Genomic DNA, 15,033 nt, shown 5'->3' on the forward strand with positions numbered 1-15,033 from the left:
AGTGCTTTCTTTTATTTTACTTCTATCACAAACTGTAATTTAATTGGCTCGTTTTATTACTCTCAATTAAAGTGCGACCACGCTTTTTCGTTTTCTGCTTTTTAGCTTTTTATTTTTCAGTGCTTAATCAAAGTTTTAATACTCGGTTTTTATCCACGGCTTGAGTGACTTGTTTGTTGTCCTTTTTCCAAAGTTTATTATTTAGTTCCACTTCGATGATTTATGTAATTAGTATCATTATAAGTTCTTTGGTAGCCGCCAGTTTTTAACCAGGCCTTGATGATAATTTCAGAACGCTATTCTGAAATGCCCAAATTTTCTGATGATTGAAATAAATGCTGAACATTTAAGTGTCTTACTTTTAGTTCTTAGCAAATGGTTTTTAAAGGACTCGAGTGTTAGCTAGTGGCTTTGACACCGATCTCAAAAATCAAATCGCCTGAGAGATTTTAAAAAATTATCGAGGCTGTATATGATTTTCTTTATGAGAGTAACGGTTATTTTTATCAAAACAGATAAAAGAGAATAAAGCTAGTTTGATAATGACTAACGATTCTGTTTATACAGATTAAGATTATTGGAAAGACTGTGGCGGTTTTTTATTATCCTATGAATCACTATCCTATGAAATAGTAGCGCGGCTTGGTCTTGGACTAGGGCTTGGAAACTGGTTTTCCAGTAAGTTAATGCGTCACGCAGGGTTTGCTGTGAGTTAATGCATCACGCTGATTTTTTTTGAATAATTAGGTGTCGACGCTGTTTTTGAAATACATGCATGCAAGGTTCTTAAACTTCATATCAGCAACGAGAATCAATTATTACAATAACAATAAAACAGTGCTGACCGCCCTACTTTCTTCGTTACTAGATTACTGGTTATTAGGTTTTAGGACGTGTTTTGCTACAACCTATTTTTCGAATTCGAAAACACAATATTGAGGTTTTAGGTTTTAGGTTTTAGGTTTTAGGTTTTTGGTTTTAGGTATTAGGTAATAGGTTCATCAACTTTTATCAGCCATCTAGCCGTTGATGCCAAAAAAGCACTATTTTTTAGGTGCTAATTTCTAAGCGCTAAGTTTTAGGCCTTAATTCTTAACGTTAATACTTGGCCGCTAGAGCCTAACCCTTTACAGGTTTAGAGTAAGACTTTTTAAGCAGCCCGAATCCGAATGCCGCCATTGTCACTGCCACAATACCGTTTAAGTAATTGAAAAAGGCGTAAGGTGCATAAGATAAAACGTCGACTTCAAGGGTTGCGGCATAAAATGCACCTGCCGTTGTCCAAGGAATAAGGCCCGTTGTCATTGTGGATCCTTCTTCCACTGAGCGTGAAAGTACGGCGCTGTCTAATTGCTGTTGCTCATATTTTGGCTTAAAAAGTTGGCAACTAAGAATAATTGAGATGTAGGCTTCTCCCATCGCCACATTACCCACAAAGCCAGATACAATAGTGCTAGCAACGAGACTTGCCGTTCGTTTTACTCTGGCAATACTGCCAGCAAGAAGCGAACTTAAAAAACCGGCTCCGTGTAAAACGCCGCCTAAGGCGATAGCCATTAAGGCAAGCAATAGTGTCCAGCTCATGCTCGTTATACCGCCGCGACCGAGTAAAGCGTCTAAGTTCTCAATGCCAGTCGATTCCGGTTTATTTTCCCATAGCGCATTCAACACACTGATAAAACTCTCGCCTTGATAAAAGATGGCAATAAACACGGCGAATAAAATACTGAATGACATGGTGACTTCTGCAGGTACTTTTTTAATGCTTAAGGTGGCCAATAATATAAGTGGAAGCAAGGTCACAATGGGTGTCAGACTATAGTTGTTTGCCAGCGCATCTTGAATTAACGCGACTTCACTTAGGTTAAGGTTTTGATCTCCATAGCTTAACCCTATGACTACAAAAATGATGAGGGTGATAATAAATGTAGGTAACGTGGTAAAAAGCATGGAATAGATATGGCGAAACAGTGTGGTTCCAGCACTCATTGCTGCAAGGTTTGTGGTATCTGAAATAGGTGACATTTTATCGCCAAAGGTAGCACCACAAACAATCATTCCCGCCACCAATGGAAGTGGAATATTCATGGTGCTTCCTATACCTATTAACACAACGCCCAGTGTACCCACGGTGCCCCAAGACGTTCCGGTTGCCACAGACATAATCGCGCACAGTATCATGCCAACGGCTAAGAATAAGCTAGGGCTTAGCCAGCTCAACCCGTAATACATCAGCGTCGCGATTGTACCGCTGTGCATAAAACTGGAAATTACCATGCCAATCAATATAAAAATATAGATAGCGGGCATGGCGCGAGCCAGTGAATTTGTCATTAGCTCGCGAATTTGTAGGTAGTTGTACCCAAGTAAATAGGCATTTAAACCCACCCATATTAGGCACAAAAACATCAGCGCATGCAGACTAATACCCAGTCCAAAAATACCGCCAGCTAGTGCAATAACAATCACGCTAAAGCAGATGAAAGACTGCAGGAATGAAGGCGTGCGCAGTGGCGATATAGTGGATTTGGACATAAGTAGTTAAATTGCCTATTAGCGACTAATTAATGGAATAAAGCGCATGTTTTCTTTGTGGATACTATTTGTTATTGGAGCTATTCGTCTCTGGTGCGACTTGTTATTGGTACTATTTATCATTGGCGCCGCGGTAGATTTTTTCTAACCGCGCTTTATCTTGCTCAAAGCACAGTTGCTGCTCACTGCGTTTAAAGCTTTGTGTGGCAAAGTCATTCGCCACTTTTGAAAAATCAGACGCTAATTCGCTACCGGTGTCTTTTTTGAGTTTCTCGAAACACGCAGATAACGTTTGTAATGACTTTTGAATTCTTATGGCAACTTCAATGTTGCCAGCGCCATCTCTTGCGATACTTGTATATGCGTCATCAAAGATATCGTGTATTGAAATTTTAGGAACGGAAATGCGGTTGTACTTTGGTTTCTCATAATGGGGTTTGTCATTATGCGGTTGTTCACAGTTATTGTCGTCTGAGCTCTTTGCTGCTTTATTATGGTTGAAGGCGCGCCCGTCCTGATTGGTTTTGTCAGTGTTCTTATTTGGTTTTGACCACAACAGCATTAAACGGGTGATACTGCTAACAATGCCGATGGCAGTTCCGTGGTCGTTTACCGATGGAGACAACGCACGTGACGCTATTTCTGCTAGCACAATAAAACCAAAGCGTGGATCAGCCTCAAAGGAGCGCGACGAACTTATACTAAACGCTGAGGTTAACCCTTCACAGTCAATATCTTTATTCACGTAAGCGATGTTCTTTTCCGGCGTAACAAATTCCCCAGGCAGCATGGCAATGTTAACAAATATATCGTTGTTGTTTGCCCACTCTTGAATCTTGGCAAGGTCTATTAGCTGTATGTACCCAACCTCTGAGGTCTGTACCGCAAAACTCCCCTGCTCTTTAATGTCGCTTGCTGGTATTGCGCCCAAACAAGGGGTTTTAATTCGCTGTTCAATGGCGCGCTGCGTCGCTTCTTCAACTTTCAGTGTGGTTGATTCAACTCGACCTAAACGAGCTACACTGTCCACCCAACGAATAAAGGTTAAAATTACCACGGCAAATGCCAAACAGGTAATACAGAAAAGCAGGAATACACCCGCCTGTTCGTAAAATCCCTGGCTCATTGCAGTCAGAGCAACTGCACTGTATATAAACGCGCCAACAAATGTTGATAACGCGTTTTGCGATACATCATCTGAAATGATGAGCCCGAGTGAGCGAGGTGTTGATGACTGGCTTGCAGATGCATACGCATTGACCATGGCTCCGGCGGAAAACGTGGCAATCACCATCATGCTCGACGCCATAATAGATAGCAGTGTTTTAACTGAATCAGGTTCAATTTTTGGTAGGTGTTCAGCAAGAGAAGTGCCGTCTACTATCTTTGCAGCGAAAACCGCGAGTAGCGAAAGCAGACAGAAACCTAAAGGTTTAATCCATAGTTTTTCTTTAAAACTGAATAGCAAAAACCGTATTTTATCTACCGACAATGGCGCGTCCATACCTTTACTCCTGTTGGTTTTTACTTGTTAGTATTGTTATCTGATGCTTACTTATATTCGGCGGGGGTATAAATAGCAAGGGCGAATATAGGCTCGCCCTTTTACTTACGTTACCAATTAACTTGCTGGTGTCTTGTTTTTGTTGCCGGCGCACCGTTTAGAACAGTATCGAACGTGCTCCCAATCTCTTTCCCATTTTTTACGCCAGCTGAATGGCCTGTTACACACTGGGCACATTTTGGTAGGTAGATCAGACTTCTTCATTTTTCGTTATCTTCGTTAAAAACTTGGCAGCATCCTCTTTCATCGCATTAATATTGTCTTCTTTCATTCGGCCATAGGTCTTAAGGATCATAGCCATGCGATGGTTGTTACTGAGCTTTTCCTTATTCTTATCAATGAAATGCCAATATAAGTAGTTAAATGGACAGGCTTTTGGCCCCGTCTTTTTCGACACTTGATAGCCACAATTTTTGCAATAGTTAGACATTTTATTGATGTAGCTACCGCTTGCTACATAAGGCTTGCTGGCTAAATTTCCGCCGTCACTATATAAGATCATGCCCGCCACATTAGGTAGTTCTACCCACTCATAGGCATCAGCATACACCGCGAGATACCAAGCCTGCACTTGTTCAGGGCTAAGTTCGGTGAGTAAACTGAAGTTTCCAATCACCATAAGCCGCTGTATATGGTGGGCGTAGGCATTTTGCTTCGTTTCTTTAATGCATTGACGCATGCAGTTCATATTGGTTTGAGCGTTCCAAAAGAACTCAGGCACATTTCTGTCGTTATTAAAGTAGTTATCCGTTTTAAGTTGCGGCATAAAGTGCCAATAGAACCCACGAATGTACTCTCGCCATCCTAGGATTTGACGAATAAAGCCTTCGGCGGAATTAAGGGGAACTTGCCCGCTGTGATAGGCTTGCTCCGCGGCGCTTATCGCTTCTTTGGGTGTCAGCATGCCGCAGTTTAAGTAAAATCCAATATGTGAATGATACATCCACGGCTTGCCTTCAACCATTGCGTCTTGATACTGACCAAAGTTAGGCAGGCGTTCCTCAATAAACGTATTCAGTACCTTAAGAGCATCTTTACGGGTGACAGCAAAAAAGAAGTCGTCTAGGTCGCCAAAATGATCGGCAAACTCGTTTTCAACAAGATCAATGACATCTCTGGTTATATCGTCAACATCAAAGGTGCTGTGTTTTGGTACTTTATGATCGTCTGGCATCGATTCGCGATTTTGTGCATCATAATTCCATTTGCCGCCAACAGGATCTTTACCTTCCATGAGTACGTTATGCTTTCGACGCATCTCACGGTAAAAAAATTCCATGCGTAGCTGCTTTTTCCCTTCGGCCCAGTCACTAAATTCCTGAGGCGTTGCGAGAAAGCGATTATCTTCTGAGATTTTAACGGGCGTTTTTAGCGTGTTTTCCCATTGCTGCATACTACTTAGCAGACGGTGCTCGCCCGGGGAGGTAACAACCACTTGGTCAAAGTCGCCAGCACTTAATGTTGCTTCAACCTGAGCCAATAGGCTGCCCTTGTTGCGCTCATCATTGTAGGTAACGTAATCTACTGTGTAGTTGTTATCTTTCAGTTCTTGTGCAAAGTGGCGCATAGCACTGAACAAAAACGCTATTTTCTTTTTATGATGCTTTACGTAGGTTGCTTCTTCCCTCACCTCTGCCATTAAAATGGTGTCTTGCGTTTTTGTTGCGTTCGCAATAGCCGGCAGATTATCGGTAAGCTGATCGCCTAAAACAAGAATGAGTGAAGCCATCTATTGTCCTTTAATCTCTTGAAAAGCATCAAGAGCACGCTGCCTAGAGGCTTTTAAATCTACAATGGGTTCGGGGTAACTTTTACCTAACTCTAGCTTGGCGTCTTTCGCTATTACGCCCGGTGTTTCCCAGGGCTTATGAATGTACTTATCGGGAAGATCTTTTAATTCAGGGCAGTATTTACGTACGTATTTACCTTTCTTATCAAACTTCTCGCCCTGCAAAATCGGGTTGAATATTCTAAAGTACGGCGATGCATCGGCGCCTGAGCCAGCCACCCATTGCCAACCTGCACTATTACTGGCTAAATCTGCATCTAACAAGGTATCCCAAAACCATCTTTCACCTTCGTGCCAGCTTAAAAGTAAGTTTTTAACAAGGAATGAACCAACAATCATACGTACTCTGTTGTGCATATAGCCGGTTTGCCACAGTTCGCGCATGCCAGCATCCACAATCGGAATACCTGTATTACCGGTTTGCCACGCTTTCAGTGCTTTCGCGTCTTTGCGCCATGGGAACTTATCGAACTTGTCGTTGAAGTTTTTATTCGGCAATGTGGGGAAATGAAACAGCAGGTAATAGCTAAACTCTCTCCAGCCGAGTTCACTCAAGTAGGTGTCGATACTCTTGTCTTCTGTGGCGCCGAATTTATCTTTTATCGCATACCACACCTGATTGGGAGACACTTCGCCAAAGTGAAGATGGGGAGAAAGTCTCGACGTTCCTTTCATAGAAGGAATGTCTCTGCCGTCTTTGTACTGTCTAGCCGCGTGTTGTATAAACTCTGACAGGTTGTCCGCTGCACCTTCTTCACCGGGCTTCCACATTTTGCTAATGGTAGAGTCCCATTTAATCTCAGGAAGCAAGTTTAGCGCATCAAGTCCATCATCTTTATACTCATCATCCGCGTAGGTAATCCTCGCTGGAGGCGCCTTGGGATAGCGTGGCTCTTCAATTTTTAAGCATCCATTTCGATAGTAAGGTGTATACACTTTGTAAGGTGTTCCATCTTTTTTTAATACCTTCATCGGCTCCCAGAGCAAGCTGCCGTTACTGCTGTAAGCTTCAAAATCACTATCAATAAGCTGTTTTTTAATTTCCTTGTCACGATTTATTTGCCACGGTTCGTAGCAGCGATTCCAAAAAATCGCCTTAGCGTTGATCGCTTCCATAATCTTTGGGATAAGTACTTTCGGGTCACCCTTAAAGATTTTTAAGTGGCCGTTTAGCCTGTCATTAAGCGAGGTAAGCGAGTGATGCAACCACCATTGACTCGCGCTGCCAGGTACCCTCCCATCGGGAGTGGTATCGTCATAAATGTAAATGGGGAGAATTTTACCCATGTCACAGGCTGCGTTAAGTGCTGGGTTGTCATTCACTCTGAGGTCTTGTCTAAACCACATAATACTTACGGGAACGGTCACTTTTTTTCCTTAATGTGTTGCTCTAATCTTTGATTACTAACGTAATTGAACTTGTACGCAATTCGGCGGGTTCAGGATCCGTTGTGATTACAAAAGTGATATAAAAATAAATCTGAGAATTACTATGTCAAATCAAAACCTTAGCAGTGACAATACAACATCAAAACAACGTGGAGTCTTTTGGTTTAGACACGATTTACGGCTTCACGACCAAGTTGCACTAGCCTCGTTGTGTGAGCAAGTAGACGAAATTTCTTTTATTTATATATTTGATGAGAGCTATTTTTCACCCACCAAGTACGGGTTGAAACAGATTGGTGATAATCGATATCAGTTTTTACTGGAAACGCTCAGCGACCTCAAAGCGTCGTTAGAAAACAAAGGACATGAACTCACGGTTCTTAAGGGCAGTATTTCAGAATGTCTGTCTAATGTACTGAAGCAAGGTCAATTTACCCATCTTGGAGTGACTAAACATTGCGGTTTTCATGAACAGAAACAAATAGAGGAACTTGCTCGGTGCTACCCAAACATGTCTATTGTTGAGGGTGAGTCGCTAACACTGTTCAACGAATCTGACTTACCCTTTTCAATTGAAGAGATGCCTGATGTGTTTAGCCCGTTTCGCCGTAAGGTGGAAAAAAAGCTTAGTCCTAGAGAAGTTTGCAGCTCCGTTGACACCTATCCTACTCCATTTGTACTTGAGCACCTTACTGCCGATACGTTAATTATTGAAGACGAACTCGCCAACCAACACCAAACCTTGCAGCAGAGCAGTAATGACTTTGAAGGTGGTGAAAGTGCAGCCCTTGAGCATCTAAACAAATACCTATTTGAGTGGCATGCTGCATCCACCTACAAAGAAACGAGAAACGCCTTGGACAGTTGGCGTGATAGCACAAAGTTGTCACCGTGGCTGGCCGTAGGCGCATTGTCGCCAAGAGAGGTAGTACGCCAAGTTACCTTGTTTGAAGAGCAGGTTGAGAAAAATGAATCTACTTATTGGATTTATTTTGAACTGTTGTGGCGTGAGTTCTTTCATTGGCTTCAAGCAAAGTACGGTGAAAAATGGTTTAAATTTGGTGGTATTCAGCAAAAAGTGCCCGGCACAAAGCATAACCCCAAGGTGTTTGTGGATTGGTGTAATGGCAATACCGGTTACCACATCATTGATGCCTGCATGAAACAGCTCAAAGCGACAGGCTATATGTCTAATCGCGGAAGGCAATTAGTAGCGAGCTGTTTTGTACACGAATTACAGCAAGACTGGCGCTTTGGTGCAGCGTGGTTTGAAAATCAGTTACTCGATTTTGATGTGGGCAGCAATTGGGGCAATTGGCTTTATCTTGCCGGCGTGGGAAGCGACCCTCGTGGACACAGGCAGTTTAACCTAGATAAACAAACGGCCACCTACGACCGCGACGGTGCATTTCGCAATAAATGGTTAACTTAAGTGTTTTAGAAAACGAGATGTTTAAGAAAATGAATAGCAAGCAGGTGAACATAGAAGTATGACTCAACAAGCCGTTTCTGTAATTTGGCTTAAGCGCGACCTCAGGCTTCGAGACCATCAGCCGCTGTTTGATGCTGTAAATAACGGTGACAACATCCTTTTACTTTATTGTTGGGAACCGTCCTTGCTTGCCGATCCTCATATGGATGTTCGTCATTGGCGATTTGTAGAGCAGAGTCTTGCTGATATTAACGCCCAATTACCCAGCGGTATTCAAGTATTGCAGATGCACATGGAGGTGCATGAGGCTCTATCGCAGATTCAGGAATATTTCTCCATATCCTCCCTAAGAAGTTACCAAGAAATTGGACTTTTGGTTACGTATAACCGCGACAAGGCAATAGCAACTTATTGTATTAAAAACAAAATACCATTTTTAGAGTGTAATACAGGCGCAGTGATAAGGGGCTTGCCTAACCGTGCACGTTGGCAGAAAAATTGGGAGGCACACTTTAATTCCCCAACCTATGATTTCGATATTCAGTTGGCAAAATGGGTAAATTGGACTCAGCATGCGCGTTTAGCTGATAGCGACACCACCTACTCGGCTTTTTCACTTTCTGGCTCAAGTTCTGATGTGAAACCTGGCTCAATTTCAGGTGCGCTTCAAAACCCATTAGTATCAGGTGGCGCAACAGCATCAAGTAGCGCAACAGAGGGCTCACCTGAAGGCTCATCTGAAGGCTCATCTGAAGGCTCATCTGAAGGCTCATCTGAAGGTTCATCTGAAAGCTCACATGTTGAAGAAAGTGGCCAAATGCAAAAAGGGGGAGAAAAACGAGCGTGGCACGTAATGAAGCATTTCTTTGAGGAGAGAGGAAAGTATTATCACAAGCATATATCTCGCCCTTTTGATGCTCGTCGTTCCTGTTCGCGATTAAGCCCCTATCTTGCTTGGGGGAATATCTCCATCAGGCAGGTTTATCATTTTGTTGAAAAAGAAAAGCAAGTAAAGAAAGCGTCCGCCGGTAAAGACAAAGCACTGTGGTCGCGAGCACTGTCGGCATTAACATCTCGGCTGCATTGGCACTGTCATTTTATTCAAAAGTTTGAAAGTGAACATACTATTGAATGGCGACCGATGAATGCTGCCTATGAAAAATTTCCATTTATTGATGGCCCCGAGGCAGAGCGACGTTTTTATCATTGGAAAAACGGGACTACCGGCTACCCATTGGTTGATGCCTGTATGCGGGCTCTCGCCCAAACGGGTTACATTAATTTTCGAATGAGGGCAATGGTCACAAGCTTTTTGTGCCATCATCTCAATGTACATTGGCTAAAGGCGGCGCACTATTTGGCCACACAATTTTTAGACTTTGAGCCTGGTATTCATTACCCGCAAATTCAAATGCAGGCCAGCGTAACAGGCATTCATACGGTGCGCCTCTACAATCCACATACTCAATCTATGAAACTGGATCCAGAGGGCGTGTTTATTAGGAAGTGGGTACCAGAGCTAGCAGAATTGCCCGGTGACACTGTGCATGCTCCCTACGCCATGCCGCCCTTAGAAGCGATTATGCTGAATTTCGATGTTGAAAAAGACTATGTGTTGCCAATTGTGGATATTGGCAGTATGGCGAGAAAGACTGGGGAAAGATTGTGGCAGTATAGAGAACGCGACGACGTATTGCGCGAAGCTCGTCGAATAGTGCATCGCCACACCATGCAAAACAGCCCGAGTAGACAGTGGCTAAAAAAGAAAGCCTAGTTTCAGTTATCACCTACTTTGATTATCACACCACCTGTTAACGATTGTTTTTTCTGAGCCACTCGGTAAGAAGCTTAATTTGCCCGCATTTGTACGATGCATACATAAGGCGCATGGCATTTGACATGGCCTCGCTATCTGTCCACCCAGTCTTCTCGCGAATTTCGTCGTAACACGCTTTGGCTTCTGGAGACACATAGCCGCGCACGAGTTTTTTACCGGCTTCTTTTTGACGTTCTCTAAAGCGTCGCTGTTTATCAGCATTTGCTTTCGCTTTATCGCTGTTATTTTTTTGAAGCGCTGTTTTTGATTGTTTTTCTGTCATATTGTTCAAGTACCTTTTGAAGAATTTAGTGTACCACGCGTTTTTCTTTATAAAAATGACTGTTCGGAGTTGTTTAGCGCACAACTGTTCGCTAAATTAGCACTGAAATTTAAAACAATACGAGTTGGGAATGTCTGAGAGAAAAAATAGCTTTACTAGAGACGACTTACTAGCGTGTAGTCGTGGGGAAATGTTTGGACCAGGTAACAGCCAACTTCCTGCACCTAATATGTTAATGATGGACCGTGTGGTTTCAATTACAGAAGATGGTGGAGAACACGGTAAAGGTGAAATTATCGCTGAGTTGGATATATCACCAGACCTATGGTTTTTTGACTGTCACTTTCCTGGCGATCCGGTCATGCCCGGCTGTCTTGGCTTAGATGCAATGTGGCAGCTTGTCGGTTTCTTCCTAGGCTGGAGCGGCGGTCCAGGCAAAGGCAGAGCATTAGGCGTAGGTGAAGTTAAATTTACTGGCCAAATTTTACCAACAGCAAAGAAAGTCACTTACAAACTCACTATGAAACGCGTGATAAAACGTAAACTTTTCATGGGTATGGCTGATGGCACTGTTGAAGTTGATGGTAGAGAAATTTATGCGGCGAAAGACCTCAAAGTAGGTCTATTTCAAGATACATCAAATTTCTAATTTTTCCGCAAATACAAAAAAAGCCCCTTATTTGAAGTGACCCCCAATAGTTGGACTATCCAATTACTGGGGGTCTTTTTATGTCCAAACATCACAGAGCATTTAAGTTAAAGCTAGCGCGACTAGCGCAAGAAGAGAGTTCAGGAGTCTTAGGTTCAAAGTTTGAGGTACGCTCCAACCTTGTCCGTTATTGGTCTCAAGTTTATCGCATTAATGGCGCTGATAGTTTTACTCACAAGCAACGTCCATACTCCTTCGAATTTAAAATTCATGTCCTTAAAGCTATGTCAGAGAATAATTGGCCACTGAGTTATACCAGTGCCTATTTCGACTTATCATCTCCTGGTATTTTATTTCAATGGCAAAAGCATTATGCTCACGAAGGAATAACCCGTCTAAAACCACAGAAAAAAGGTAGGCCTCGCGTGACGAATGATTCTTCAACTCCTAAACCATCAGCAGACATGTCTGAAAAAGAGCTCAGAGAAGAATTGGATTATCTACGTGCAGAGAACGCTGTCTTAAAAAAGTTAGAAGCCTTGGCTCAAGCCAGAAAGAAAAAAGCAAAGACAAAACGATAGTTGTCGAAGAGCTCAAGGCAAAATACAGCATACAACACTTATTAAAGGTCACAGGGCTTCCCAAGAGTGTGTATTACTACCAGCGTAATACACTGAATCGGCCTTGTTCCAACACTGACTTGCGCGTGAAAATACGTGATATCTATCACAAGCATAAAGGGCGATACGGCTATCGTAGGATAACTTATGCGCTAAGAGCGACGGGCTTAGTGGTTAATCATAAACGTGTACAGCGCTTGATGGGCGAACTTGGCTTGAAATCAAAAGTCAGACCTAAACGCTACAAGTCTTACAAAGGTGAAGTCGGTAGAATCGCTGAAAATGTTCTTCAACGTGAGTTCATGGCAAAAAAGCCAAACCAAAAATGGGTGACCGATGTCACTGAATTTAAGGTCAATGGCCAGAAAGTATACCTGTCGCCGATAATCGACCTGTTTAACCAAGAAGTGGTCAGCTATGAGGTGCGAACATCTGTCACGTTGCCCTTAGTCACTGACATGCTTAAAACCGCAACAGCAAAGCTGCTGGAGCATGAGAGACCACTCATACACTCAGACCAAGGTTGGCAATATCAAAATAAACGATACCAACAACACCTGGCAGAACATGGGCTGCTCCAGAGTATGTCCAGAAAAGGAAACTGCTTAGACAATGCCGTTGCAGAGAACTTCTTCGGCATATTAAAAACTGAGATGTATCACAATGAAACGTTCAAAGACGCAAATGAACTCATTGAAAATATCAAAGAGTACATCGACTATTACAACAACGAACGCATTAAGCTAAAACTAAAAGGCCTGAGTCCGATACAATATCGAAATCAGGCCTTGGTTGCCGCTTAGAAATGAGTCCAACTTAATGGGGTCACTTCAGGTTGTCACCAACCCTCGCTTTTTTTTCGCTTTATTTCGACCTTTATAATTGGGGCCTTGATATAGCGCCGTAATACTAGCGCCTTTACATTAGCACTCCCTTCGCAGCCTAAAGCCAGCTAGGCTGTTTGTCTTCAAACGCGCTGATAGCGCTATCAAGCTCAAGAGTTTGACCTATTGCATCAAGGCCTTTTATCAGGTTAGTTTTGTGATGAGGTGCAATATCAAAACTAAACGATGTGTCGTTAAAGCTCACTGTCTGCGCCGGCAAATCCACAGTAATAGCGACCGTAGGATCTGCTTTTACAGCATCAAATAAAGCGTCCATTTGTTCGCTACCTAACGCAACAGGAACGAGTTGGTTGTTAATACAGTTGCCATAAAAGATATCAGCAAAGCTGGTGGCAATAACGGTTTTAAAACCAAAATCGGCCAGTGCCCAAGGTGCGTGCTCTCGACTTGAACCACAACCAAAGTTTTCACGAGCCAACAATACGCTAGCGCCTTTATGCTCTGGCTTGTTCAGTGAGAAATCTGGGTTAGGCTCTTGCTCTTTTAAATCCAAATAGCGCCAATCGTGAAAAAGGTGCTTGCCGTAGCCAATACGGGTGACACCCGTGAGAAACTGCTTAGGAATAATTTGGTCTGTATCCACATTGGCTTGGTCTAACGGTGCTGCAATGCCCGTGTGGTGTGTAAAACCTTGCTCTGACATGTCTTACTCCTGATAGTCTCTAACATCGGCGAAGTGGCCGTTAATGGCTGCTGCTGCAGCCATTGCGGGGCTCACTAAATGGGTGCGTGCACCACGGCCTTGGCGTCCTTCAAAGTTTCTGTTGCTCGTTGATGCACAGCGATCGCCAGAAACCAGTTTATCGTCGTTCATACCCAAACACATTGAACAGCCTGGTAAGCGCCACTCAAAGCCGGCTTGCTCGAAGATTTTATCTAAACCTTCAGCTTCAGCTTGGCGTTTTACTGCCCCAGAACCCGGCACCACAATAGCGGTGACCGATGATGATACTTTGCCTTTTTTGGCAACGTGAGCCGCGGCACGTAAATCTTCTATACGACCATTGGTACACGAGCCAATGAAAACGTGATTGACTGCTACATCAGAAAGTTTTTCACCTGCCTTCAAGCCCATATAGCTAAGTGCTTTTTTCGCGCTTTCTATTTCAATTGGGTCGCTAAAGTCTTCGGGAGCAGGCACTGGAGTATTTACTCCAATAACTTGGCCTGGGTTGGTTCCCCATGTGACCTGCGGTGCTATGTCGGCCGCTTCAAGTTCGACAACCGTGTCAAAGCTTGCACCGTCTTCGGTGTATAAGGTTTTCCAATAGGCAACCGCGTCATCCCAAGACTGTTCTTTGGGTGCGTACTCGCGGTCTTTTAAATACGCGAAGGTAACGTCGTCTGGTGCTACAAGCCCAGCTTTTGCCCCCGCTTCAATACTCATGTTACACACAGTCATTCGCTCTTCCATGGTAAGCCCACGAATGGCCTCGCCCGCATACTCAATCACATGACCTGTTGCACCAGCGTGTCCAATTTTGCCAATGATGGCCAAAATAATATCTTTCGCCGTAATTCCCACAGGAAGTTTGCCATTCACATTAATAAGCATGCTTTTTGCGCGGCTTTGCTTCAGAGTTTGTGTGGCTAAGACATGCTCAACTTGAGAAGTACCTATTCCAAATGCAAGTGCACCGAATGCGCCATGGGTTGCAGTGTGAGAGTCGCCGCACACTACGGTCATGCCGGGCTGTATAAGCCCTAATTCTGGCCCCATTACATGCACGATGCCTTGCTTTTGATGGCCTACAGGGTAGAGCTGAATACCGTGATCTTCACAGTTTTTGGCTAGGGTATGCAGCTGTAGTGCATTATCTGGGCCGCATGCATCAATGGCTAACGAGCGCGTTGATATGCTGTGATCCATGGTTCCCACAGTTTTATCTGGGCGACGCACTTTACGGCCTTTTTCGTTAAGGCCAGCGAAGGCTTGCGGAGATGTCACTTCGTGAATTAAGTGGCGGTCGATATAAATAAGGCTATCTTCGCCTAGTTGGTCGACAATATGCGCTTGCCATACTTTGTCATATAAGGTCTTGGCCATGTGG

General features: G+C 43.6%; 13 protein-coding genes. 5 read left to right on the plus strand and 8 right to left on the minus strand.

Annotation, left to right across the window (positions count from 1 at the left end):
* Window positions 1-1,119: 1,119 nt before the first annotated feature.
* The 5 genes from nhaC to JV36_RS0107205 all read right to left on the minus strand — a co-directional run bounded on the left by nhaC (window position 1,120) and on the right by JV36_RS0107205 (window position 7,256).
* A complete protein-coding gene (gene nhaC / locus JV36_RS0107190; RefSeq protein WP_200883138.1) occupies window positions 1,120-2,535 on the minus strand; it encodes a Na+/H+ antiporter NhaC in 1,416 nt (471 codons plus the stop codon).
* A 112-nt stretch (window positions 2,536-2,647) separates the two neighbouring features.
* Window positions 2,648-4,039 carry a DUF2254 domain-containing protein gene (locus JV36_RS0107195; RefSeq protein ID WP_032096229.1) on the minus strand — a complete coding sequence of 464 codons (1,392 nt, stop codon included), beginning with the start codon at window positions 4,037-4,039 and terminating at the stop codon, window positions 2,648-2,650.
* Window positions 4,040-4,156: 117 nt separating this feature from the next.
* Window positions 4,157-4,303 (minus strand): DUF2256 domain-containing protein, encoded by a 147-nt coding sequence (locus tag JV36_RS19400; protein WP_081926553.1) that lies wholly within the window; start codon window positions 4,301-4,303, stop codon window positions 4,157-4,159.
* Entirely contained in the window at window positions 4,290-5,828 is a 1,539-nt protein-coding gene (locus JV36_RS0107200) for a cryptochrome/photolyase family protein (RefSeq protein WP_032096228.1), read from the minus strand. Before JV36_RS0107200 ends, JV36_RS19400 begins: the two co-directional genes overlap by 14 nt.
* Window positions 5,829-7,256: a cryptochrome/photolyase family protein gene (locus JV36_RS0107205; protein WP_032096227.1), complete on the minus strand. Its 1,428-nt coding sequence runs from the start codon at window positions 7,254-7,256 to the stop codon at window positions 5,829-5,831. It abuts the gene before it with no gap.
* A 124-nt stretch (window positions 7,257-7,380) separates the two neighbouring features.
* Here JV36_RS0107205 and JV36_RS0107210 point away from each other — a divergent pair, with 124 nt between their 5' ends.
* Both JV36_RS0107210 and JV36_RS19760 read left to right on the plus strand, forming a co-directional pair.
* Window positions 7,381-8,709 carry a DASH family cryptochrome gene (locus JV36_RS0107210; RefSeq protein ID WP_032096226.1) on the plus strand — a complete coding sequence of 443 codons (1,329 nt, stop codon included), beginning with the start codon at window positions 7,381-7,383 and terminating at the stop codon, window positions 8,707-8,709.
* Window positions 8,710-8,767: 58 nt separating this feature from the next.
* Complete coding sequence (locus JV36_RS19760) at window positions 8,768-10,483, plus strand: cryptochrome/deoxyribodipyrimidine photo-lyase family protein (protein WP_032096225.1); 1,716 nt, start codon at window positions 8,768-8,770, stop codon at window positions 10,481-10,483.
* A gap of 37 nt (window positions 10,484-10,520) precedes the next feature.
* Here JV36_RS19760 and JV36_RS0107220 read toward each other — a convergent pair whose 3' ends face one another.
* Window positions 10,521-10,808, minus strand: a complete 288-nt coding sequence (locus tag JV36_RS0107220; protein WP_032096224.1) for a hypothetical protein — start codon at window positions 10,806-10,808, stop codon at window positions 10,521-10,523.
* A gap of 130 nt (window positions 10,809-10,938) precedes the next feature.
* On the opposite strand from JV36_RS0107220, the gene fabA reads away from it, so the two are divergent.
* The 3 genes from fabA to JV36_RS0107235 are packed head-to-tail and all read left to right on the plus strand — an operon-like array spanning window position 10,939 to window position 12,880.
* The gene (fabA, locus tag JV36_RS0107225) at window positions 10,939-11,457 is read left to right on the plus strand and encodes a 3-hydroxyacyl-[acyl-carrier-protein] dehydratase FabA (protein ID WP_032096223.1); all 519 of its coding nucleotides are present in this window, start codon (window positions 10,939-10,941) and stop codon (window positions 11,455-11,457) included.
* Window positions 11,458-11,507: 50 nt separating this feature from the next.
* On the plus strand, window positions 11,508-12,038 hold the full coding sequence (locus tag JV36_RS0107230; protein ID WP_235207793.1) for a transposase: 531 nt from the start codon (window positions 11,508-11,510) through the stop codon (window positions 12,036-12,038).
* On the plus strand, window positions 11,948-12,880 hold the full coding sequence (locus tag JV36_RS0107235) for an IS3 family transposase (protein WP_152561557.1): 933 nt from the start codon (window positions 11,948-11,950) through the stop codon (window positions 12,878-12,880). The genes JV36_RS0107230 and JV36_RS0107235 overlap by 91 nt, the downstream gene beginning before the upstream one ends.
* A gap of 139 nt (window positions 12,881-13,019) precedes the next feature.
* Here JV36_RS0107235 and leuD read toward each other — a convergent pair whose 3' ends face one another.
* Together leuD and leuC are read right to left on the minus strand one after the other, a co-directional pair.
* On the minus strand, window positions 13,020-13,625 hold the full coding sequence (gene leuD / locus JV36_RS0107240; protein ID WP_032094284.1) for a 3-isopropylmalate dehydratase small subunit: 606 nt from the start codon (window positions 13,623-13,625) through the stop codon (window positions 13,020-13,022).
* Window positions 13,626-13,628: 3 nt separating this feature from the next.
* Window positions 13,629-15,029, minus strand: coding sequence for a 3-isopropylmalate dehydratase large subunit (gene leuC / locus JV36_RS0107245; RefSeq protein WP_032094285.1), 1,401 nt, complete (start codon window positions 15,027-15,029; stop codon window positions 13,629-13,631).
* Window positions 15,030-15,033: the final 4 nt, after the last annotated feature.

This window comes from Alteromonas sp. LOR, assembly GCF_000753865.1.
GTDB lineage: Bacteria > Pseudomonadota > Gammaproteobacteria > Enterobacterales > Alteromonadaceae > Alteromonas.

What these genes read in the sequence shown, in the direction of transcription:
- nhaC (WP_200883138.1), bottom strand. Translation starts at nt 2,535, where the DNA reads ATGTCCAAATCCACTATATCGCCACTGCGCACGCCTTCATTCCTGCAG.
- JV36_RS0107195 (WP_032096229.1), bottom strand. Translation starts at nt 4,039, where the DNA reads ATGGACGCGCCATTGTCGGTAGATAAAATACGGTTTTTGCTATTCAGT.
- JV36_RS19400 (WP_081926553.1), bottom strand. Translation starts at nt 4,303, where the DNA reads ATGAAGAAGTCTGATCTACCTACCAAAATGTGCCCAGTGTGTAACAGG.
- JV36_RS0107200 (WP_032096228.1), bottom strand. Translation starts at nt 5,828, where the DNA reads ATGGCTTCACTCATTCTTGTTTTAGGCGATCAGCTTACCGATAATCTG.
- JV36_RS0107210 (WP_032096226.1), top strand. Translation starts at nt 7,381, where the DNA reads ATGTCAAATCAAAACCTTAGCAGTGACAATACAACATCAAAACAACGT.
- JV36_RS19760 (WP_032096225.1), top strand. Translation starts at nt 8,768, where the DNA reads ATGACTCAACAAGCCGTTTCTGTAATTTGGCTTAAGCGCGACCTCAGG.
- JV36_RS0107220 (WP_032096224.1), bottom strand. Translation starts at nt 10,808, where the DNA reads ATGACAGAAAAACAATCAAAAACAGCGCTTCAAAAAAATAACAGCGAT.
- fabA (WP_032096223.1), top strand. Translation starts at nt 10,939, where the DNA reads ATGTCTGAGAGAAAAAATAGCTTTACTAGAGACGACTTACTAGCGTGT.
- leuD (WP_032094284.1), bottom strand. Translation starts at nt 13,625, where the DNA reads ATGTCAGAGCAAGGTTTTACACACCACACGGGCATTGCAGCACCGTTA.
- leuC (WP_032094285.1), bottom strand. Translation starts at nt 15,029, where the DNA reads ATGGCCAAGACCTTATATGACAAAGTATGGCAAGCGCATATTGTCGAC.